Consider the following 20,872-nt stretch of genomic DNA (forward strand, 5'->3'; position numbering starts at 1 on the left):
GCCAACATAATTTTTTTGAGGAGGAATTGCCATGAGTGAAGTGGTTAACAAGACAACGCTGGCCAAAGCAACCACAGGGGTACTCGCAAGCCTGACTACCGCCCAGAAGAATGAAGCCCTGCTGGTGATGGCTGCCGCCCTGCGTGCCGAAGCTGATTACATTATTGCCGCCAACGCCGAAGACCTGGAGCGCGGCCGGTTGAACGGGACACCGGAGTCGATGCTCGACCGGCTGGCCTTGGATGCGGGACGGATTGACAGCATAGCCGAAGGCTTGCAGCAGATTGCCGTTCTGCCCGATCCGGTTGGAGACAATCTGGAGACGATCGAACGGCCAAACGGCCTACACATTGAGAAGGTACGGGTTCCGCTTGGAGTCATCGGCATTATCTATGAAGCACGCCCCAACGTCACCGTTGACGCTGCCGGACTGTGCCTTAAGACCGGCAATGCCGTGGTGCTGCGCGGCGGCTCCTCCGCCCTCTCCTCCAACCGTGCCATTGCCGAGGTGCTGCACCGCGCACTTGCAGGTACCGCCCTTCCGCCGGATGCCTTGCAGCTGATCGAAGATCCTAACCGTTCCTCCGTGGATGAAATGCTGAAGCTGAACGGACTGCTGGATGTGATCATCCCGCGCGGAGGAAGCTCTCTGATTCAGAATGTGGTTCTGAACGCCACCGTACCGGTTATTGAAACAGGAGCAGGCATATGCCATACTTATCTGGATGCAAGTGCCAATCCGGAAATGGCCCGGCGTATTAGCGTGAATGCGAAGGCCCAGCGGCCTTCGGTCTGCAATTCAATGGAGACACTGCTGGTTCACCGTGCTTACGCCGAAGAACACCTCGCCGCACTTGCCGAAGCCTTCCGCGAGGCCCGTGTGGAGCTGCGCGGCTGCCAGGATACCGTTGCTCTTATCCCTTGGGCTGTGCCTGCCACACCAGAGGACTTCGCTACAGAATACAACGATTATATTCTAAATATTCGTATCGTTGACACGCTGGAAGAGGCTCTCGGACATATCGCGGAATTCGGCACCAAGCATTCCGAATGTATTGTAACTGAAGACGCGGCGAATGCTGCACGCTTCCTGCAGGAGATTGACGCTGCAGCGGTATATCACAATGCATCTACCCGGTTCACGGACGGCTTTGAGTTCGGCTTCGGTGCCGAGATCGGCATCAGCACCCAGAAGCTCCATGCCCGCGGGCCAATGGGACTGCCTGCATTGACTTCAAGCAAATATATGATTCACGGCTCCGGCCAAATCAGGGGTTAACTCACTCAACTTATAGGGGGACTGCCAGCCATGTGCCAGCAACCAGCAATTCCGCTCATCAATCATAATATCGTTTTTTACGGCGCAGGCTCGATGGCTGAGGCCATTGTGCGGGGATTGATCGCCCGGAATGTAGTGGAATCGGGCCGAATTATTATGCTGAACCGCAGCAGCAGCGAACGCTTGGCTGAGCTCCGCAGCCGGTACGGCGTGCTCGGCTATAATGCTCCCGAGTCCAAGCTCGAGGCTCTGCGCACTGCGCCGGTCATCGTTCTAGCTATGAAGCCCAAAGACGCTGCCGAAGCGCTCCGTTCACTGGGACCGCTGCTGTCGCCGGATCAGCTCGTCATCTCCGTCATTGCCGGGCTGACCATCCGTACGATGCAAGGCTTACTGGGTAATCCGCAGCCTGTGGTTCGCACCATGCCGAACACCTCTAGCTCCATCGGCCTTGGGGCTACCGGGATTGCCTTCTCCAAGGAGGTTGGCGAAGACAGCCGCCGTACAGCGCTTAATATCTTCGAAGCGATCGGCCTGACGGCGGTCATTGACGAAGAACGGATGGAGACCTTAACAGGGATCTCCGGCAGCGGACCGGCTTACATCTATTACATGATGGAAGCGATGATCGCTGCCGGTATCCGCGGAGGGCTGCCGCTTGCGCAGAGCCGTGAGCTGACCGTCCAGACCGTGCTTGGCGCAGCCCGGATGGTGCAGCAGACCGGTGAAGAGCCTGCCGCCCTGCGCAAAAAGGTCACCTCGCCGAATGGATCTACCCAGGCGGCCATTGAAGTACTGGAGCGCGGCGATTTCTTCGAGACCGTCATTTCCGCCGTCAACCGCTGTGCGGAACGTTCCCGCGAGATGGGCTCGGCTCTGGAGCAGGAGCTGCACTAATTTTTCGGCCTAGTTATTGATAACTTTCCACATTACAAACAGCCCGCAGTCCCTTCCATATGAAGGGACTGCGGGCTGTTTGCGGGTTGTGAGGCATAATTCCGCCAGCTTCAAGTGCATTTATACCCTTCATTTTGCTCATCAAGCCACTTTTGCTCAAATCAAGTGCATTTATGCCCTTCATTTTGCTCAATAAGCCACTTTTACTCAAATCAAGTGCATTTATACCCTTCATTTTGCTCAATAAGCGACTTTTACTCAAATCAAGTGCATTTATGCCCCTCCCCCCCGCTCCCCGCCCACTCTCGGCTAACTCATTAGCAACAAAAGTAAAAAAAAGTGCCCCTTAAGCCACATACATGACTTAAGGGACACCTTAACCGGCCGGGACTTGCCCTGGACCGGCGTATATCACTAACTCGCTCCGCTCATCTGCCTCCGCCCCGGAATTTCTGGGAATAGGCTTTGACATCCTGGGCATTCTTCACCCGGTTGCGGGCCCATTCCAGCAGAATGCGGTCAATGTAACGGAAATGAAGCTTTCCTGCAAAGACCGACTCCTTCAGCGCGAGCAGAATCAGCTCCTCGGGATAGCGGTCTTCATCCACCCAACCGGAAATAGATTCACATTCCATGGGGGACAGCGGACGTCCGAATTCCTTCTCGAAAATGCTGAACAGACTCCGTCCGTCTTCTGATTCCTTGTCACCCGGCACAGCCGGGCGGCCATAGCCGCCGCCCGGTGCGGTAGCCCCAGAGTGATGAGCCACTGCCCGGGCCCCCGGCTCCCGCCCGCTCTGGCCGGGCTTCTCCTGGGCATTCTCCCGCGAGAGTTCTGCCAGATAAGCTCCCAGCTTCGCGTACAGGCCGGAGAAGTTATAGCGCTCATAATGGATGTCCCTCAGCTCGTCGTTATCTCCGTCGATGCTGATGAACCCCTCCTTCATGAGCTTCTGCAGCTCTCCGGCAATCACCGGAATACTGCGCCCGGTTACTGCCTGCAGCTCCTCCAGGGAAGGGAAATCAATCCCCTCTACCTGTCTGAAGGAGAGCAGGTGAATCAGCAGCATGGATTCACTGCCGGTCAGATTCAGCTTCCGGTAATATTTCAGGAGTGCATAAGGAATGACGGCCATTCCGTTCTCCAGGCCGAAGGCTACGCCCTCGCCCCAGGTATTCCAACCTTTTCCGTCCATACTTAAGCCCCCTTTCCCTATTCTTTAAGGGTAAAGACGGTACAGTGTACGAGGGAAGGCAATCGTCTCACGAACATGGTCCAGACCGCAGATCCAGGCTACTGTACGCTCCAGCCCCAGACCGAAGCCGGAGTGTGGAACCGTGCCGTAGGTGCGCAGATCCATGTACCATTTGTAGGTGTCCATCGACAGGTTATGTTCCTTGAAGCGGGCTTCCAGCAGCGCCGGATCATCAATACGCTGTGATCCGCCGATGATCTCCCCGTAGCCTTCAGGAGCGATCATATCCGCACACAGCACCACTTCCGGACGATCAGGATGCGGCTTCATATAGAAAGCCTTGAAGGAAGCCGGATAGTGGGTAATGAATACCGGTCTGTCGCTCATCTCGGCAATCGCCGTCTCATGAGGAGCCCCGAAATCATCGCCCCAGGCAATTTCATAGCCCTTTTCATTCAGGAACTTAATCGCATCGTCATAGCTGATACGCGGGAATGGTGCTTTGATGTTCTCAAGCTTCGAGACATCGCGGCCCACTGCTTCCAGCTCGGCGCGGCAATTCGTAAGCACGGACTGCACGACAAAGCTGATGAAATCCTCCTGCACGCATAAGCTCTCTTCATGATCGGTGAAGGCCATTTCCGGCTCAATCATCCAGAACTCGATCAGGTGGCGGCGGGTCTTGGATTTCTCTGCACGGAAGGTAGGGCCGAACGAATAGACGCGTCCCAGCGCCATGGCTGCGGCTTCCATATACAGCTGCCCGCTTTGGGTCAGATAGGCGTCTTCATCAAAATACTTGGTGTGGAACAGGTTGGTCGTGCCTTCTGCTGACGTTGGGGTCAGAATCGGCGGGTCCACCTTCGTGAAGCCGCGCTCATTGAAGAACTGCTGAACCGCGCGGATAATCTCCGCACGAATGACCATTACCGCCCGCTGCTTGGAGGAACGCAGCCAGAGATGACGGTGATCCATCAGGAAATCGACGCCATGCTCCTTGGGAGTAATCGGGTAATTCTCGGTAATATGCAAGACTTCGATTCCTGTAACCGTCATTTCAAAGCCTGACTGGCTGCGGGGCTCCTCGCGGATAATTCCGGTCACGTACAGCGAGCTTTCCTGAGTCAGGCTCTTGGCATCATCCCAGACCTGCTCAGGGACCTCTGATTTCACCACAACCCCCTGGATATAACCGGTACCGTCGCGAAGCTGCAGGAACTGAATTTTACCACTGGAGCGCTTGTTGTTAACCCAACATCCGATGACAACACTCTCTCCAACATGCTCATTCACGTTCTTGATTACACTCTTATTAGCCATGCCTAAGATCTCTCCTCTAATTTAGCCGTTAATTCCTTGCACAATACTGTACGTATCACGTGCAATGACAAGCTCTTCGTTTGTCGGAACCACAAGCACCTGAACCTTGGAATCAGCCGTAGAGATGCGGCGCGGATCGCCGGAGCGAACCTTGTTGGCTTCTGCATCCAGTTCAATTCCGAGGAACGTAAGATTGTTCAGTACTTTTTCACGCAGGAGGGAAGCATTCTCGCCCACACCGGCTGTAAACACGATTACGTCTACACCGTTCATGGCAGCTGCGTAAGAACCGATATATTTACGCAAACGGTACTCGTACATTTCAAAAGCAAGCGTTGAGTTAGGCTCGCCTTTCTCCGCACCGTCAATAATATCACGCATGTCACTGCTCACGCCAGAGATTGCCAGAAGTCCGCTGTGCTTGTTCAGCATGGAGTTCACTTCACCGACAGACAGTTCTTCCTTATTCATTACATAAGGAACAATAGCCGGGTCAAGGTCACCACTGCGTGTACCCATCATCAGACCTTCCAGCGGAGTCATCCCCATCGAAGTGTCAACAGAAATGCCGCCGTTAACTGCAGTTACGCTGGCACCGTTACCGATATGACAGGTGATAATTTTGAGGTCGCCAAGCGGACGGTCCAGATACTCAGCAGCAGCTTTGCTGACGAAATCATGCGAAGTACCATGCGCACCATAGCGGCGGACTTTGTATTTGTTGTACAGCACTCTAGGAATGGCATACATATAAGAACTTTCAGGCATGGTCTGGTGGAAAGCAGTGTCAAATACCACAACCTGCGGCACACCCGGCATATTAATTTCAGACGCGGTAATCCCCATCATCGCAGCAGGATTATGCAGCGGCGCAAGGTCGAACAGCTGGCGGATCTTCGTCTTCGCATCTGCATCCACAAGAGCGGAAGCCTTGAAGAATTCCCCCCCGTGTACTACACGGTGTCCCACAGCATTGATCTCGTCAGTAGAGCCAATAACCCCATGTTCCTTGTCGGTCAGACAAGCAAGCACTTTACGGATCGCTGTATTGTGTTCCAGAATTTCGCTGACTTCAGTTACTTCCTGTTTGCCGGTTGGCTTGTGGTTCAGAATAGAGGAATCCATCCCGATACGTTCTACCAGACCCTTGGCGAGCACAGATTCATCGGTCATGTTGTACAGCTGATATTTCAATGAGGAACTGCCGGAGTTAATTACTAAGATATTCATACACGGTCACCATCCTTGTCATACTTGAAGAAGCCTTCGCCCGATTTCGCACCCAGTTGTCCTGCACGCACCATCTTCTTGAGAATGGTCGATGGACGGTACTTGAGTTCGCCGTATTCACGGAACATGTTCTCAAGCGCGGCAAGAACGGAATCCAGACCGAAGCGGTCTGCCATTTCAAGCGGCCCGTTCTGGAACTGGTAGCCGATGCGCATAGCGTCGTCAATATCTTCGGGAGAAGCGACACCTTCCTGCAGGACATGCATAGCTTCGTTGATGAACAGGCAAATGAGGCGTGAAGATACAAATCCGGGGGATTCGTAGATCATAACGCCTTTTTTCTCAACAATCTCATCGACAAAGGCTTTAGTATCTTCAAATGTGCTGTCCGAGGTTTTCAGACCGCGCACGATTTCAACCAGATCAACCTTACCTACAGGGTGTATGAAATGCATGCCGATAACGCGTTCCGGATACATTGTAGAGCTTGCAAGCTCAGTCAAGCTAAGCGTTGACGTATTGCTGGCAAGAATAATGTGGCTCGGACACACCTGATCGAGCTGATTGAATACCTTTTGCTTGGCCTCCAGATCTTCAACGATGGTCTCAATGACCATATCGCAGGAGCTCAGTTCAGCGAAGTGTGTAACCTTCTGGATACGGGCCAGGATGAGCTTCTTCTCCGCCTGGGTAATCGCCCATTTCTCCAGCTGCTTGTCGAGACTGGTCTCGATCATTTCGTAGGAGTAGTTCAGCCGTTCTGCAGTTTTTTCCACCAGCATGACATCCAGGCCTTTGGCTGCCAGCATTTCAGCAATCCCTTGTCCCATTGTGCCTCCGCCGATGACACCGATCTTCTTAAAATTCATGTAAAAGTCTCCATCCTTTCAGGTATCTATACTTCTGTATTGTACCTTGTCTGTCGAAAAAAATAAGTAGCCCGACATATAATGATATCTTAGCATGTCTGAAAAGTAAAAAAAAATAACCGGCATAAAGAATTATGCCGGTAAAAGGACACTGTCACGAAATTGACAACGAAATTGCTCTCCGGAGAGGACTTCTTCCTTCATTAAAATGTCAAGGGAGTAATCAAATATATTTCTCTGCTTGTCCAGCAGGTCATTTGTGCGGATCATAAGATCATCCAGTATTTTACTGTTTTCCTTCATTAATTCTTCGGTGGTAACCATTTGCAGATTCGCAATACCCAGCGAAGTGAGCCCTGACTTCATCATGGTCTCCACGATATTCAGTGCCTGATCGAAGTCTCCACGGGAACCGGTACTGCGTCCCCCGTAATACATCTCTTCGGCAGCCGCTCCTCCAAGAGCAATCATGATCTGGTTCTCCAGGTAATCCTTCGTGTACAGATACTGCTCGGTCTGCGGATTATGCCGGACATACCCTAGAGCCTGACCGCGCGGGGTCAGTGTTACCTGGCTAACGCTTCCGGGGCGCAGCAGCTCAGCCATAATAGCATGTCCAAGCTCATGGATCGCTACCCGCTTCTTCTCTTCATGGTTGGTCTCACGGTCGGTCTTTTCACCCATCATGACCTTGTCGATCGCCATCGACAGATGACGCTGCTCTACCAGAGTCAGATTCTCGCGCATCATGTAGATCGCGGCTTCGTTCATCACGCTCTCCAGCTGCGCACCCGAGAAGCCGTAAGCTTCTTCGGCGATTTTATCCAGATCCACGGTATCATGCAGCGGCTTGTTCTTGGCATGCAGGTCGAGAATCGACTTGCGGCCCTTCTTGTCAGGCATATCGACCTGAATATGGCGGTCAAAACGCCCCGGGCGCAGCAGCGCAGAATCAAGCATCTCCTTGCGGTTCGTTGCGGCTACCAGCAGGATGCGCGGGGTATCGTTGTTATAAATCCCGTCCATCTCTGTCAGCAGCTGATTGAGGGTCTGATCATATTCACGCTGTTGTCCGCCTTCGCGCTTCCCGCCGATGACGTCGATTTCATCAATGAAAATAATGGCGCTTTGCTTATTCTCCTTGAGTGCGCGTGTGCGGGCATCCTTGAACAAATCGCGTACGCGTCCCGCACCCACACCGACATACATCTCAACGAATTCACTACCCGAGGCAGCTACAAACACGGAGCCCGTATAATGTGCCGCAGCCTTAGCCATCAGCGTCTTTCCTGTTCCCGGAGGACCTGTAAGCAGAATTCCCTTGAGCGGGCGAATCCCGAACTTGCTGATTTCTTCATGCCGGATCAGGAAGTCCAGCGCTTCACGCAGCTCCTGCTTGGCATTGTCCTGTCCGCCGATCTCTTCAAAGGTCAGCTTGGAAGGGCCGTTCTTCTTGCGCTTCTTATCTGCACCTGCATTAACCGTCAGACCGCCGCGGGCATGAGCAATGAACAGGAGCGCGGCAACCATGCCCAGCGCTATGATTACAGGGAAGATATTGATCCCCACAAAAGCCATAAAAATCAGCATGACCGGAACGAATCCGGCTACAACCTCTTTCCAGTACTTAGGCATTGTTCCACACTCCCATCTTGGCTGCTGCACGTGGCAGAATGATAAATTTGCTCTCTGTGCCGTTGCTCAGGCTTACATATACATTATTGTCGTCAATCTCTGTGGTAGCTGTAACCCCGCTGTACTTGCTCTCCTGCTCCTTCAATCCGTCCAGCTTGGCTGGTATCAATGTATACTTCCGGCTCTCCATCGCTTCTGCTACAGAGAACATCGCTTTATCCCAATACTCATCCAGCAGTTCACTCGGCTTCTGTTCCACATCCAGCTTCAGGGTCCGTCCGTCAATAGCAGTGCTGCCTTCTCTTGATACATACTGCACCAGTTCACGTAATTTCGTGCCCGGCTGCAAATCCAGTTTCAAAGTGACCTCATTGCGTTTAATAGTAATATGGGAATCCTTCACTCCCTCGTAGGATGATACCAGCTTCTGCAGCGGCTCCTGCACCGCGAATGTACGGTAGGAATACCAGCCACCAAACAATAATGCAGCAGACAGCAGAGACGTTAGCAGTACAGGCACAAGACGAAGTTTCAAGAAACGTCCTCCTCTCAATAATGACCGAGCACAACTCTATAATAAAGACCAGCCAGCGTGTCTAGCGCCCATCCGAGACGGACATGCTCTTAAGCATGTCTTAGTACAAGTAGTAGTATATCATAGGTGTATATACGATTTTACATAAAGTTGTGAATATATTTAAAATTTTTGATACTAATTTCTGGATGTTTCATGCGCTTATCATTTTTACCCGGTCAATCTTCAGTTTGGAGTCCGCTTGATTTCAGCCATCATAAATTCCGCAAAATCAGTTAATTCGCGCGGTTCATAGCCTTCGGCGACTGCCGCACCGCTATATTCCTTCAGACACCGTCTCAGCAGCCCGTGATAGCGTTCCGGTAAATGCTGCAGCCCCCACTCACCGCCTTCCTTCTTGGAAGAGACATGACCTTCCTGCACATAATAGAGCACCCTGCATAGATTCAGTGTGTAATAGACTGGAGCATTCTCAATTTTCTGCGGCGCATCTTCCACATCCCGGACGATGGAATCCAGATAATATCCCCGGTCTACCGGCGCAAAGGCCTCACGGATCGGTTCCCCGTATAAGATAAACCCGCGATCGTAGACTACTGCAAAATGCGCCGCCAGATCAGCATCCTCAAAGCCGCCGCACAGATAATTCTCATCGGTTCTATACCGCTCTAAATGAGCTTCTGAAAAGTGAAATTCAAATGGCGTAGGATACACATAGTTGTGCAGGTATGTCTTCAGGACGATAGACAGTTCAATTCCGCGCTTATTCGGCAGACTGTCGTGATAAGCTACAATACGACTGGCAAGCCTATGACTAACCTCTGCGGGCAGCTTATCCTGTATGACGATCAGCAGATCAATATCGCTTGAATCCGGTTGAAAACAGCCCATGGCCAGGGAGCCGTGCAGATAAATCCCCGATAGATTATCCCCCAGCTCTTCCTTAAACAAATCAACCGCCTGATCCAAATATGCTAAAACTTCCATATCATCTCTTCCTTCTGTCTTAAGATTTAGCCTAGCATTGGAGAGTTCATGTACATGAATGGTACTGCAATCTGTATATACTGGTGTATGTACACATTGACAACAGAGCAGTAGGGAGCAGCTCCGATCAATGCCTCCCTTTATTAAGTAAGCCACAGATCCACGCCTCTCAAATCCATAAACAGCCTAGCCTATACTCTACTCGTATATAACACGCCAAAAAAGCGGGAGTACAGTATCACTGTATCTCCCGCTTCTAAATATAGTTCAAGCCTGAACGCCCGGCCGCTTAAAGTGACGCTAGCGGTTCGGCAGACTGTACCCCTCACCGATGGCGCTGCCATCCTTGAAGCGGTAAAAATTATAATAGAATCGCCCGTCTTTTTTGTAAAATAGCTGCCAGGCATATTCCCCGTTGTATACACCGGGCAGCAGCCGTTCGATCGTAATGTCCGGCAGCTGGGCGGCTATGATTCCGCGCATTTTCTCTTCTGAGGTGCCATTGCTCAGTTCCTCAGCATACAGGTCGTTGTCGCCTCCGGCAGGCTTGCCCTCCAAGGTGAAACGGACCCACACCATCAGTTCGGTCCCTGCTTCATTTTTACCGGTCAGCACCCAGTAGATCTCATTCTCATTCCAGATAGATTTCTGGGCCTTGGTTACCTCTGTTAGTCCGGCACGCGCCCGGGCCAGCTCCTTGGCCTCACTCCGCTCGTTCCACTGGTCCTTCATAATGTAGGCATAGAACTGGCTTAGTCCGAACAGAAGGAGCAGCACCACGGTAATCCCCAGCCAGATCCATTTTCTCCTCTTCTTCTTCACCACGCTGCTTCCTTTCCCGTTCCCCTGAATTACCGTTTAAGCAGGCTCTCGAACGTCTCCTGTGCTTTGCGGCGGATGGCTTCTTCATCAAGTGTCAGGCATTGTCCATGCTTCACAACCTGCTGGCCGTTCACCCATACATGCTCCACATCCTTGGCACTTGCCGAATATACGGCATGGGAGAGCAGATCGGTATGCGGCAGCAGATGCGGCTGATCAATATCAAGTGCAATAAAGTCGGCCTTCATCCCTGCGGCAAGCCTGCCTACCCCGCTTAGGAAAATAGACTGCGCCCCATACTCCGTCGCCATCAGCAGCGCTTCAGGAGCCGGTACCGCTGTAGGATCACCGCTTACACCCTTGTGGATCAGAGCCGCCAGCCTCATCTCTTCGAACATATCCAGATTATTGTTACTTGCCGCTCCGTCTGTACCCAGGGAAACCTTAACCCCGGCTCGCAGCAGCTCAGGAACACGCGCAACCCCGCTGGCCAGCTTAAGGTTACTGCCGGGGTTATGCGACACGCCAACGTTATAGCGGGCCAGAATCCCAATCTCTTCATCATTCAGATGAACCCCGTGGGCAATGAGCGAAGGACGGGTGAACATCCCGAGCTTCTCCAGATGTGCGACCGGACGCAGTCCGTAGTCGGCCACGTTCTGCTCCACTTCATGGCGCGTCTCGGACATATGGGTGTGCATTGGCAAGTCCAGATCATGGGCAGCCTGCACAAACTTCATGAAAAACTCTGGAGGACAGGTGTACGGGGCGTGCGGTGAGAGCATGGTCGTAATTCTGCCGTCAGCCTTGCCGTGCCAGTTACGGGCAAAAGCAATCGCCTCAGCGAGCTTCGATTGCTGTACCTCTTCCGGGCACAGCCCAATTACGCCGCGCATCAGCACAGCACGAATACCGGACTGCTCGGTCACTTCCGCTACCCGGTCCATATGATCATACATATCGAGGAAGGTGGTTGTGCCGCCCTTCAGCATCTCCAGCACGGACAACGAGGTTCCCCAATATACATCATCACCAGTGAATTTCTCTTCCATCGGCCACATCTTCTCCTGCAGCCAAGTCTGAAGCACCATATCGTCGCCGTATCCGCGCAGCAGTGACATGGCCGTATGCCCATGGGTATTGACCAGACCCGGCATGAACAGCAGACGGCTGCCGTCTACGACCTGAGCGCCATCCTCCACTACCGGCTCAGCTTCACCTATGTAAGTAATCAGATCATTCTCCAGGGTCATATACCCGCTCAGAACCGGCTTGTCACTGCCCGGAACCAGAAAGTGCCCGTTCTTGATTATCGTGATTTTACTGCTCATCTTCAGCCTCATCCTTTCCATCATGCAAATAATAGGCCAAGCTCTGCAGATCTGTGGTGAAATCTGCGGCATGAATCCGGATATTGGCAGGCGTCTTGAGAATAACCGGTGCGAAGTTCAGAATCGCTTCGATACCGGAATCCACAAGAATATCAGCTACGTTCTGGGCTTCGCTGTCAGGCACGGTAATAATCCCGATCCGGATGCCCTGCGAGCGGATGGTACTGCTTAGCTCCTCCATCGGCTGCACAACCAGCGAGTTGATCTGCTGGCCCACCTTCGGCGGGTAGGCATCGAAGATTGCAGTAATCTTCATCGTATCCTTCAAGTAAGCGTTGTAGTTAGACAAGGCATGACCGAGGTTACCGGCTCCAACCAGTGCAACATTAATTTGCTGGTCAAGCTTCAGGATATGGCGGATCTTCTCAATCAGATAAGATACATCATAGCCGATGCCTTTTCTGCCAAAATCACCGAAATAAGCCAAATCCTTACGGATCTGGGCGGGATTTAGGTCAAGCTTCTGGCCCAGCTCCTGAGAAGAGACTGTGGAGATTTCACGTTTTTGGAGATCGTTCAGGAAACGCAGGTACACTGGCAGCCTGCGCACGACGGCCTCCGATATTTTATCCGATTTCATGTATTCTCCTCCTTAAAAGTTTTGTTAGCCTACACTTCATTCCGTACAATTATAGCAACCGTGCCCCGCCGCCTGCCGGAGTGGCAGGACAGGCGGGAACGGATCTTCAGGATAATCATGACTTATTAATAATAGCAATAGCAGATGAATTAGGAAACCCCGCCGTCATCCAGCCATTCGGCAATTCTCGGGACCATCTGCTCGGTGAGCATATGCTCCATCTTGGGACCGGGGAGCGAGTACAGAAAGTACTTTCCGTAATGCGATTCAATCACTCTGGTATCGTACACAATTACGATGCCCCGGTCCTGCGCCGTGCGGACCAGCCGCCCGAAGCCCTGCTTGAAGCGGATGACAGCCTGCGGCACGGACAGCTTCATGAACGGATTCTTCTTCTGTGCCTGAAGCAGCTCTGACTTCGCTTCTGCCAGCGGGTGATTCGGCGGCTGGAACGGCAGTCTGACAATCGCCAGGCAGGTCAATGCTTCTCCCGGGATATCCACCCCTTCCCAGAAGCTGCTGGTACCCAGCAAGACCGAAGCCGGGCTGTCCTGGAAGCGGCGGATCAGCTTGCTCCGGCTGCCGCCTTCCACACCTTGTCCGAGTACCGCGATATCCTGTGAGGCAAGTGCCTCCTTCAGCGGTTCATACACCTGGCGCAGCATCTTGTAGGAGGTGAACAGCACCAGCATCCGCCCCCGTGTTGTTACAGCTGTCTCAGCAAGGGAGTGCACGAGGGTGTCCACAAAGCGGGCATCCCCAATACTCCCCTTGACGCTCGGGAAGTCCCGCGGAATGACCAGGAGAGCCTGCTCACGATACTTGAATGGCGACGGAAGCAGTGCAGTCATCAGACGCCGCTGCTCTGCAGCCTCGCCAAGACCCAGGTTATCAATCATGAACTGGAAGGATTTATCCACGGATAAGGTGGCCGAGGTCAGGATAATGCTCTTCTTCTTATCGAAGAACAGCTCCCTGAGCTGGGTGCTGACATCTACAGGAACAGCATACATTTGCAGCGACTTGCCCTTATAATTACCGCTTCCCTCCAGCCAATACACGATATTCTCATCGTTCAGACTCATGAAGAAGCGGATCTGCTCTCTAATGGATGCCAGATCCTTGAATAACCCGCCGATATCGGTCACAAGACTGTCTGAGGAGGATTGGCTGTCCGTGTCACGCATCTCACTGAGCATTTTGTCGCCCTTGCGGATGATATCGCTCAGACTGAGGTTCAGTGTATTCTCAAGGGCAGCCAGCTCCTCCCAATCCTTCGGCTTCTTGCCCGGCTGCAGGCGTGCCACCAGCTGGCCTGCTTCACCGGCCCCGGCATCGCTGCGCTCAGGCAGCAGGCTGAAGAGCCGGTCGCTGAGCGCATCCCAGGACTCCTTCACCGTCAGCAGATCGGGATAGATCCGGTCGATCACGCCGCTCCATTCGGAAGCCTGCTCACTGCCCGAAGACTGCAGACTCTGACGGAGGGCAGGCAGCTGCCCGCTCCGGCTATCTTTATAGAGTCGGGTGAGGGTATGGGCGAATGTGAAATATTTCATCTGCATGCCAAGATGCTTGCCGGCAATATCCTCCAGATGATGGGCTTCATCAATCACAAGATGGTCGTACGCCGGAAGAAGCTGATGCCCGGCTTTGACATCTGCGAACAGCTTGGAGTGATTGGTGACTACCACATCGGAGATCCCGGCTTCATGCTTGGCCCGGTGGTAATAGCATTTGCGGAACCAGGGACAGGCGCGTCCCAGGCAGGAGTCAGTATCACTGGCTACAGTCTCCCAGAAATCGCCGCCCCGTCCGCTTAAGTTAAGCTCCTCATCATCGCCGGTCGTCGTCTGAGTCAGCCAAACGAGCATTTGCGCAGCGGTGAGCGCTTCTTCCCTTGGACTCGTAAAGTCCTTTTTGTTCATTCTATGTTCGAACTTGCGCAGACACAAATAGTGCCCTCTTCCCTTAAAGATGGAGGCCTTGAACGGGAACGGCACAACGCTGGTTAAGAGCGGAATATCCCGCTCCCGCAGCTGGTCCTGAAGGTTAATGGTATGCGTGCTGACCATCACCTTCTGATCGCTTTTCACACTATGGTAGATGGCCGGAAGCAGATAACCCAGCGATTTGCCGGTGCCTGTTCCCGCTTCAATCAGCAGATGCTTGTCCTGCTCAAGCGCTGTAATGACCTCATGGATCATCAGCTCCTGGGCTTCTCGGCTCTCATACTGGGGAAGAACAGCCTTCAGCCGCTTGGTTACCTCATCCATATATTCTTCAAAGGTAATATTCTCCAGCGGATTGACGCTTCCATCCTCCCGTGGCGTAGCCAGCTCTGCCCAGTCCCCCACAGCCAGCGCAAGCTGGCGGTAGAAGCTCAGCTCACCTTCCGGCTGAAAGGTCTCCATCTCCCGCTCCCGCAGCAGCCCGTCGAAATACCAGGCCAGATCACTGTCTTCGTCCGCGAACAGCTCATTCAGCCGCTGAATCGTCAGCAGCGGCAGACTCTGCAGCTCTTCCAGACATTTGAGCAGCACAATAGCCGTGGCAAGCGCATCACTGTCCGCCTGATGGGGACGGTCATGCGTAATGCCGAAGTGGCTGCTTACCGCGCCAAGCTGATAGGTGCTCAGCGAAGGAAAGCATATTTTGAGAAAATCGATCGTATCCAGAATCCGCCCCTGAAACGGCAGGTAGCCGCAGCGGTCCAGCGCATTCTGCAAAAAATGAAAATCAAACGCGACATTGTGTCCGACGAGGACTACATCATCCAGCAGCGGTACCAGCTCCATCATCATCTCATCGAGCTCAGGCGCATCCTGTACATCGCTGTCTGTAATTCCGGTCAGGCCCGTAATAAAAGGAGGAATTGGCGCTCCGGGCTTGACATAGGAACCATACACCCGGGAGATCGTCCCGTCTTCTTCTATAATGGCAAGGCCAACCTGGATGATCTCTCCCACAGATTGGGTTCCCGTAGTTTCAAAATCAAGCACGGCAAATTTCATTATAAGTTCTATTCCCTTTCACTTGAGACTCTTTATCAGCATAACAGAAGTTACGAAAAAAGGCGATGCACACCCCGGGAAGTGGGGCGCATCGCCTAAAGAAACCGAGGATAAATTATAAAAGCGAAACCAGCTGATGGCCAAACTCCAGCTTCCCGCCCCGTCTGCGGCACACCTCCAGATTCACGTTCGGCTCCGGCAGATCAGGATCATGCAGCAGCGACAGGCTGAACAGCTCACTGGCTTCATTGAAGCGTTCCTGGGAAGCCCGGATACAGCCCAGCGCATTATAGATCATCGCCTTCAGCTTCACCTCACGGATCAGGCCCAGCATGTGATTCAGATGTCCCCAGGCGGTATCGCCTTCTCCCTCCTGCAGATAAGCCATGGCCAGATACAGGCGGGCAGCGAGGCTGTCCGGATACTGTGCCGTAACCTCCCTGAACTGTTCAATGCACTTACGGTACATCAGCAGCTTATAATAGCCCTGGCCCCTGACAAAAGCATCCATCCCAAGCTCAGGTGCCTCCTCTTCCGGCAGCTCCTCCGGCTGAACCTGAAAATCCGCCTGTTCCCGGAACTCGCTCAGCTTCTCGGCGAAGACCAGCCACTCGTCCATTACATTATCACTGATGCGGTGGAGCATATTATACTTGGATAAAAGATCGCTTCGGCGGGCACCCTCCGCAGTAGGATAGTCGGCTTTGATCTCCTGGAGCATCTTGTTCATCTCAGCAAATAAATGTTGAAACACCGGACATCCCACCCTTACTGATAATGAAGTCAGCTTAAGCTTGCCTTACTTCATTATCAGCAAGTACAGGGGTCTTCATCCCTGCCATTGATTACATGGCTCAAAGCTCAGAATTCAGGCAATCGTCGCATGAATCTCATGATCCGCCAGCTTCACCGGCTTGTTGCCCGCATCAACGAACACTACAGTCGGCTTGTGTGCCGCCAGCTCCTCGGAGGACATGACAGCGTAGGATATAATAATCACTGTATCGCCAGGCTGTACCAGACGCGCCGCTGCCCCGTTCAGACAAATGACGCCACTGCCGCGCGGACCTGGAATGACATAGGTCTCCAGACGGGAACCGTTATTATTGTCCACGATCTGCACCTTCTCGTTCTCCAGCAGGTCTGCGGCTTCCATCAGATCTTCATCAATGGTAATGCTGCCCACATAATTGAGATTGGCTTCAGTGACCGTTGCCCGGTGAATTTTGGATTTCATCATATGTCTAAACAAGAGCGTGTGCCTCCTTAGGAATAAATACATTATTATCAATCAGACGGGTTCTGCCGAACTTCACAGCCAGAGCCATTATAACCTCTCCGCCCGTATCCGTCAGCCTGCTGCCGCCTTCCAGCTCTTCCAGATCAGGGAAGGTTAGAATCTCCGCATAATCAATGACCGCAAGCGGCGATTCAGAAATGACCGAGACCAGCAGGGCCCGTGCTTCATCTACCGTACGAATACTGCCCTCTTCCATAGCCTGGCGCACCTCGCGCAGGGAACGAGACAATACCAGCGCCTGTCTGCGCTCCTCGCTGCTCAGATAGACATTGCGGGAGCTAAGCGCCAGCCCGTCTTCCTCGCGCACAATAGGACAGGCGATAATGTCCACGTTCATGTTAAGGTCAGACACCATCCGGCGGAGAACCGCTACCTGTTGGGCATCCTTCAGTCCGAAGAAGGCGTAATCCGGCTGCACGATATGAAACAGCTTGCTGACCACAGTAGTTACTCCGTCAAAATGTCCCGGACGCGAAGCGCCGCAGAGCTGCGACGTAAGCGAGGAGACCGATACGCCTGTACGGATCGGCTGCGGATACATCTCTTCTACACTTGGGATGAACACCAGGTCCGCACCTTCACGTTCAGCCAGCGCCAGATCACGCTGCTCATCCCGCGGATAGGAAGCAAAATCCTCATTCGGGCCAAATTGCAGCGGATTGACAAAAATACTCATCACCACTGTGCCGCTCTTCTCCCCTGCCTTACGCAGCAGACTGGCATGTCCTTCATGCAAATATCCCATGGTAGGCACAAAACCAACAGGGCCATGGCCCCCTTGACGCATATATTCGAGCGCTTCGCGCAGTTCAGCAATCGTTCGGATCACTCTCATTTTATTTCACTCCTTTGCCGGCATTGCCGTATAAAGATTCCAGGACAGTCTCGTCCGCGCGAAACACATGCTCTTCCGCAGGGAACGAGCGGTCCTTCACTTCCTGAACGTAGCTGGTGATGCCTTCACGAATTAGAGTGCCTACATCGGCGTAGGTTTTAACGAACTTTTTCTCCCGGTAAGGTGAGGCATACCGCAGGACATCATGGAAAACCAGAACCTGTCCGTCACAGTAACGCCCGGCACCGATGCCGATGGTCGGTATGCTGACAGCCTTGGAGATGGCTTCTGCCACTTCCTCCGTGACCAGCTCCAGTACAATGCCGAATGCCCCGGCTGCTTCCAGTGCCTTCGCTTCGTCCATCAGCCGCTGCGCATCCTTGGCATCCTTCCCCTGAATCCGGTAGCCGCCAATCATATTGACCGACTGCGGGGTCAGGCCGATATGGCCGAGCACCGGAACTCCGGCTGCTACTACAGCCGACACTGCGGAGCAGATCTCAAGGCCGCCTTCCATTTTGACCGCATGGGCCTGGCCTTCCTGCATCAGTCTGCGCACACCGCGCAAGGTCTCATCCACACTTCCGTGGTAGGTCATGAACGGCATATCAGCCACTATAAAAGTATTAGGCGCGCCGCGCTTCACCGACCGGGTATGGTAGACCATATCCTCTATGGTAACCGGCAGCGTGGTGTCATAACCAAGCACGACATTTCCCAGCGAATCACCGACCAGAATCAGGTCGATTCCGGCTTCTTCCGCCAGCAGGGCTGAAGGGTAGTCATAAGCGGTCAGCATGCTCAGGGGCACCCCGTCCGTTTTCATTTTTTTCATTTTGACAATATTCAGTGCGTGTTTGTCTGCCATGTCGCTCTCATTCCCCTTTTCCATAAAATACGCGGTATCCGCGCAAACAAAAAAACCCTTTAGCATGGTCCGCTAAAAAGGTCCGAAGGGCAAAAAAGAGTCACTCGCGATCGTCCCTTCTGTCTCGGTCCTTACGGCTCAGAGCAGAATCCAACGTAACCGTTACATCCAGTTATGAAGGTACATCCGGTAAATAGGTGTCCTATTAAAGATACAATTGCGTGAGTACAGCTCGCCATGCGATGCCGCCTCATGAGGACAGTATACCAAAAAAACACAAAAATAAACACCTTAAAATATGACATGGCCGCTCCCGTGGTCGTGAGGAGCGGCCTTGTTGACAATTTTCGAACTATATAAATTGCAAAATAATTTCAGAATGTGATGGTTGTGACTCCAGAGAAGTTTTGGGCTTCCGGCCGCTGTTGTCCCCAGATTCCCTGATTTAAACCGCTGTTCGCGGTAGAAATCCGGTGACTAGCTTATGCTTACGATGCGAGCTTTCCTACGGAAAGCTTTCAGGCGGACGCTACCGCTCCTACAGCTCCAAAATTCCCCTCCGCCACTTTTCCCTATCTGTTTAAACATTCTAAAATCCTCTAAAATGCGGCAGTTCCAGCCACCTAGTAGTTCATCAGATCTATACGTATGAGAAATACTTTAACTAATGGCTTGCTGAGGGTTTACCTCACCCTGATTAAGGTGCACGGAGTAGTCTTAGTTGTAATTTGTACAACTAAATCGCCGGATGTGCTGCCGAATCTCTGTTTAGTTGTATTTCCTGCAATTAAAATGCCTCTATTTCTGGATTTTCGCCAATCCGAGCAAATTTAGTTGTACAGACTACAATTAGAAGAGGAAGTCTACCCGTTCCACTGTTTTTAGTTGTACAGAATACACTTATCCCTATTTTTTCGCTACGAACGTAGCTTCATCCCTTTATGGAATGAAATCACTTGTTCAATTCTGATGGTCTACTAGATCATTTCAATTTCTCCGGACAGTACGCTCACTACCTCACCCGATTCGTTACGCAGCAGCAGCCCGCCGTTATCGCTCAGTCCGACAGCAGTGGCTTCGGTGCGGCCTTGGGGAGTATTCACGTATACCTGACGCCCCAGTGTCACCGACATGGACTCCCACAGCTCCTTCACGGGATGGAAGCCTTGCTCCATATATACATGATACAAATATTCGAGTTCCTCCAGCACGGCTTCCGCAAGCCTTGTGCGGTCTACAGGAATGCCCCCGCCTTCGATCAGCAGCGATGTACCGATCCCGCGCAGCTCCTCCGGGTAGTCTTCCTCCGTCAAATTCGCAGCGATGCCGATACCGGCGATGCAATAATGCAGCCCGCCTTCACGAAGCGAGGATTCCAGCAGGATTCCGCAGATTTTGCGGCCGCCGGCCAGCAGGTCATTCGGCCACTTGATGCCGGCCGGCACCCCGGTAACCTCACGGATGGCTGTGCAGACAGCCACTCCGGCGAGCAGCGTCAGCTGCGGAGTCAAGGCCAGCTGCAGAGCTGGACGCAGCACCAGGCTCATCCAGATTCCTTTGCCGTGGGGGGAGTGCCATTTACGGCCCATCCGCCCGCGCCCGCCGGTCTGCGCTTCGGCCATGACCGTTGTTCCTTCCGGGGCGCCGCCCTCGGCGAGTAGTTTGGCTTCCTCCTGTGTGGAACCGACAGTATCCAGCCGCTGAATGTCTTTGGCCCAGCCGGGAACGAACGCCTCCCGCTTCAACACACCGGAATGCTGCGCATGACCGCTATTCATCTCTATCCATCCTTTGCGCTGCTTGCAGCAGTAATTGGTTGTCATTGGCAAGGTCACCTGCCGCGACAGCCAGAAGAAGCTGGTTCAGCAATACGCCCAGCCACGGGCCGGGACGCTTCTCCAGCGCCGCTGTCACCTCATGGCCGCTCACCGCCAGCTCAGCGAGCGTACGGATCGGCATCTCTGCGGTCCAGGACCGCAGGAGTCTGGTGGTTACAGGGGGGATTGAGCTTGCCATTGTAGGCGCGTCAGGGACGCCTGCCGATCTGGCGGGTGCGACTGGAGCCGTGGCAGGGACGCCTGCCGATCTGGCGGGGGCGCCAGCATCTGCGGCAGGGG

Annotated in this window: 20 protein-coding genes; 2 read left to right on the forward strand and 18 right to left on the reverse strand. The window is 53.1% G+C overall.

Annotation, left to right across the window (positions count from 1 at the left end; all coding sequences use genetic code 11):
• The first annotated feature begins 31 nt into the window (after positions 1–31).
• Together C173_RS18430 and proC are read left to right on the forward strand one after the other, a co-directional pair.
• Positions 32–1,279 carry a glutamate-5-semialdehyde dehydrogenase gene (locus tag C173_RS18430; protein WP_036727212.1) on the forward strand — a complete coding sequence of 416 codons (1,248 nt, stop codon included), beginning with the start codon at positions 32–34 and terminating at the stop codon, positions 1,277–1,279.
• A gap of 30 nt (positions 1,280–1,309) precedes the next feature.
• Entirely contained in the window at positions 1,310–2,176 is an 867-nt protein-coding gene (gene proC, locus C173_RS18435; RefSeq protein ID WP_036727214.1) for a pyrroline-5-carboxylate reductase, read from the forward strand.
• A gap of 13 nt (positions 2,177–2,189) precedes the next feature.
• Here the strand turns inward: proC and C173_RS35015 are convergent, their stop codons facing one another.
• The 18 genes from C173_RS35015 to C173_RS35670 all read right to left on the reverse strand — a co-directional run bounded on the left by C173_RS35015 (position 2,190) and on the right by C173_RS35670 (position 20,771).
• Entirely contained in the window at positions 2,190–2,438 is a 249-nt protein-coding gene (locus C173_RS35015; protein ID WP_036727215.1) for a hypothetical protein, read from the reverse strand.
• Between the two features lie 166 nt (positions 2,439–2,604).
• Positions 2,605–3,372, reverse strand: a complete 768-nt coding sequence (locus tag C173_RS18445) for a DnaD domain protein (RefSeq protein WP_036727217.1) — start codon at positions 3,370–3,372, stop codon at positions 2,605–2,607.
• Positions 3,373–3,396: 24 nt separating this feature from the next.
• Complete coding sequence (gene asnS / locus C173_RS18450) at positions 3,397–4,692, reverse strand: asparagine--tRNA ligase (protein ID WP_036727219.1); 1,296 nt, start codon at positions 4,690–4,692, stop codon at positions 3,397–3,399.
• Positions 4,693–4,713: 21 nt separating this feature from the next.
• A complete protein-coding gene (locus C173_RS18455; protein ID WP_036727221.1) occupies positions 4,714–5,922 on the reverse strand; it encodes an acetate/propionate family kinase in 1,209 nt (402 codons plus the stop codon).
• Positions 5,919–6,791: a 3-hydroxyacyl-CoA dehydrogenase family protein gene (locus C173_RS18460; protein ID WP_036727223.1), complete on the reverse strand. Its 873-nt coding sequence runs from the start codon at positions 6,789–6,791 to the stop codon at positions 5,919–5,921. The genes C173_RS18455 and C173_RS18460 overlap by 4 nt, the downstream gene beginning before the upstream one ends.
• 132 nt (positions 6,792–6,923) lie before the next feature.
• Positions 6,924–8,426, reverse strand: a complete 1,503-nt coding sequence (locus C173_RS18465) for an AAA family ATPase (RefSeq protein WP_036727224.1) — start codon at positions 8,424–8,426, stop codon at positions 6,924–6,926.
• Complete coding sequence (locus C173_RS18470) at positions 8,419–8,961, reverse strand: hypothetical protein (RefSeq protein ID WP_036727226.1); 543 nt, start codon at positions 8,959–8,961, stop codon at positions 8,419–8,421. Before C173_RS18470 ends, C173_RS18465 begins: the two co-directional genes overlap by 8 nt.
• A gap of 225 nt (positions 8,962–9,186) precedes the next feature.
• On the reverse strand, positions 9,187–9,948 hold the full coding sequence (locus tag C173_RS18475; protein WP_036727228.1) for an aminoglycoside adenylyltransferase domain-containing protein: 762 nt from the start codon (positions 9,946–9,948) through the stop codon (positions 9,187–9,189).
• Positions 9,949–10,248: 300 nt separating this feature from the next.
• Complete coding sequence (locus tag C173_RS18480) at positions 10,249–10,770, reverse strand: cell wall elongation regulator TseB-like domain-containing protein (RefSeq protein WP_036727229.1); 522 nt, start codon at positions 10,768–10,770, stop codon at positions 10,249–10,251.
• Positions 10,771–10,799: 29 nt separating this feature from the next.
• Positions 10,800–12,101, reverse strand: coding sequence for an amidohydrolase (locus C173_RS18485; protein ID WP_036727231.1), 1,302 nt, complete (start codon positions 12,099–12,101; stop codon positions 10,800–10,802).
• Positions 12,091–12,741, reverse strand: a complete 651-nt coding sequence (locus C173_RS18490) for a redox-sensing transcriptional repressor Rex (RefSeq protein ID WP_036698060.1) — start codon at positions 12,739–12,741, stop codon at positions 12,091–12,093. The genes C173_RS18485 and C173_RS18490 overlap by 11 nt, the downstream gene beginning before the upstream one ends.
• A 149-nt stretch (positions 12,742–12,890) precedes the next feature.
• Positions 12,891–15,752, reverse strand: a complete 2,862-nt coding sequence (gene dinG / locus C173_RS18495) for an ATP-dependent DNA helicase DinG (protein WP_036727234.1) — start codon at positions 15,750–15,752, stop codon at positions 12,891–12,893.
• Between the two features lie 115 nt (positions 15,753–15,867).
• The gene (locus C173_RS18500) at positions 15,868–16,482 is read right to left on the reverse strand and encodes a tetratricopeptide repeat protein (protein WP_235191944.1); all 615 of its coding nucleotides are present in this window, start codon (positions 16,480–16,482) and stop codon (positions 15,868–15,870) included.
• A 138-nt stretch (positions 16,483–16,620) separates the two neighbouring features.
• Positions 16,621–17,004 (reverse strand): aspartate 1-decarboxylase, encoded by a 384-nt coding sequence (gene panD, locus C173_RS18505; protein ID WP_036727238.1) that lies wholly within the window; start codon positions 17,002–17,004, stop codon positions 16,621–16,623.
• Positions 16,997–17,887: a pantoate--beta-alanine ligase gene (panC, locus tag C173_RS18510; RefSeq protein WP_036727240.1), complete on the reverse strand. Its 891-nt coding sequence runs from the start codon at positions 17,885–17,887 to the stop codon at positions 16,997–16,999. The genes panD and panC overlap by 8 nt, the downstream gene beginning before the upstream one ends.
• 1 nt (position 17,888) lies before the next feature.
• Positions 17,889–18,755: a 3-methyl-2-oxobutanoate hydroxymethyltransferase gene (gene panB / locus C173_RS18515; protein ID WP_036727241.1), complete on the reverse strand. Its 867-nt coding sequence runs from the start codon at positions 18,753–18,755 to the stop codon at positions 17,889–17,891.
• A gap of 977 nt (positions 18,756–19,732) precedes the next feature.
• Complete coding sequence (locus tag C173_RS18520; protein WP_155991554.1) at positions 19,733–20,578, reverse strand: biotin--[acetyl-CoA-carboxylase] ligase; 846 nt, start codon at positions 20,576–20,578, stop codon at positions 19,733–19,735.
• A complete protein-coding gene (locus C173_RS35670) occupies positions 20,526–20,771 on the reverse strand; it encodes a hypothetical protein (RefSeq protein ID WP_036727243.1) in 246 nt (81 codons plus the stop codon). The genes C173_RS18520 and C173_RS35670 overlap by 53 nt, the downstream gene beginning before the upstream one ends.
• Positions 20,772–20,872 lie beyond the last annotated feature (101 nt).

The organism is Paenibacillus sp. FSL R7-277 (genome assembly GCF_000517965.1).
In the GTDB taxonomy this organism is placed as follows: Bacteria; Bacillota; Bacilli; order Paenibacillales; family Paenibacillaceae; genus Paenibacillus_AQ; species Paenibacillus_AQ silagei.

Bases quoted from the DNA above. Each gene is read 5' to 3' on its own strand.
- C173_RS18430 (WP_036727212.1), top strand. From the start codon at position 32: ATGAGTGAAGTGGTTAACAAGACAACGCTGGCCAAAGCAACCACAGGG.
- proC (WP_036727214.1), top strand. From the start codon at position 1,310: ATGTGCCAGCAACCAGCAATTCCGCTCATCAATCATAATATCGTTTTT.
- C173_RS18445 (WP_036727217.1), bottom strand. From the start codon at position 3,372: ATGGACGGAAAAGGTTGGAATACCTGGGGCGAGGGCGTAGCCTTCGGC.
- asnS (WP_036727219.1), bottom strand. From the start codon at position 4,692: ATGGCTAATAAGAGTGTAATCAAGAACGTGAATGAGCATGTTGGAGAG.
- C173_RS18455 (WP_036727221.1), bottom strand. From the start codon at position 5,922: ATGAATATCTTAGTAATTAACTCCGGCAGTTCCTCATTGAAATATCAG.
- C173_RS18460 (WP_036727223.1), bottom strand. From the start codon at position 6,791: ATGAATTTTAAGAAGATCGGTGTCATCGGCGGAGGCACAATGGGACAA.
- C173_RS18465 (WP_036727224.1), bottom strand. From the start codon at position 8,426: ATGCCTAAGTACTGGAAAGAGGTTGTAGCCGGATTCGTTCCGGTCATG.
- C173_RS18475 (WP_036727228.1), bottom strand. From the start codon at position 9,948: ATGGAAGTTTTAGCATATTTGGATCAGGCGGTTGATTTGTTTAAGGAA.
- C173_RS18485 (WP_036727231.1), bottom strand. From the start codon at position 12,101: ATGAGCAGTAAAATCACGATAATCAAGAACGGGCACTTTCTGGTTCCG.
- C173_RS18490 (WP_036698060.1), bottom strand. From the start codon at position 12,741: ATGAAATCGGATAAAATATCGGAGGCCGTCGTGCGCAGGCTGCCAGTG.
- dinG (WP_036727234.1), bottom strand. From the start codon at position 15,752: ATGAAATTTGCCGTGCTTGATTTTGAAACTACGGGAACCCAATCTGTG.
- C173_RS18500 (WP_235191944.1), bottom strand. From the start codon at position 16,482: ATGAACAAGATGCTCCAGGAGATCAAAGCCGACTATCCTACTGCGGAG.
- panC (WP_036727240.1), bottom strand. From the start codon at position 17,887: ATGAGAGTGATCCGAACGATTGCTGAACTGCGCGAAGCGCTCGAATAT.
- panB (WP_036727241.1), bottom strand. From the start codon at position 18,755: ATGGCAGACAAACACGCACTGAATATTGTCAAAATGAAAAAAATGAAA.
- C173_RS18520 (WP_155991554.1), bottom strand. From the start codon at position 20,578: ATGACAACCAATTACTGCTGCAAGCAGCGCAAAGGATGGATAGAGATG.
- C173_RS35670 (WP_036727243.1), bottom strand. From the start codon at position 20,771: ATGGCAAGCTCAATCCCCCCTGTAACCACCAGACTCCTGCGGTCCTGG.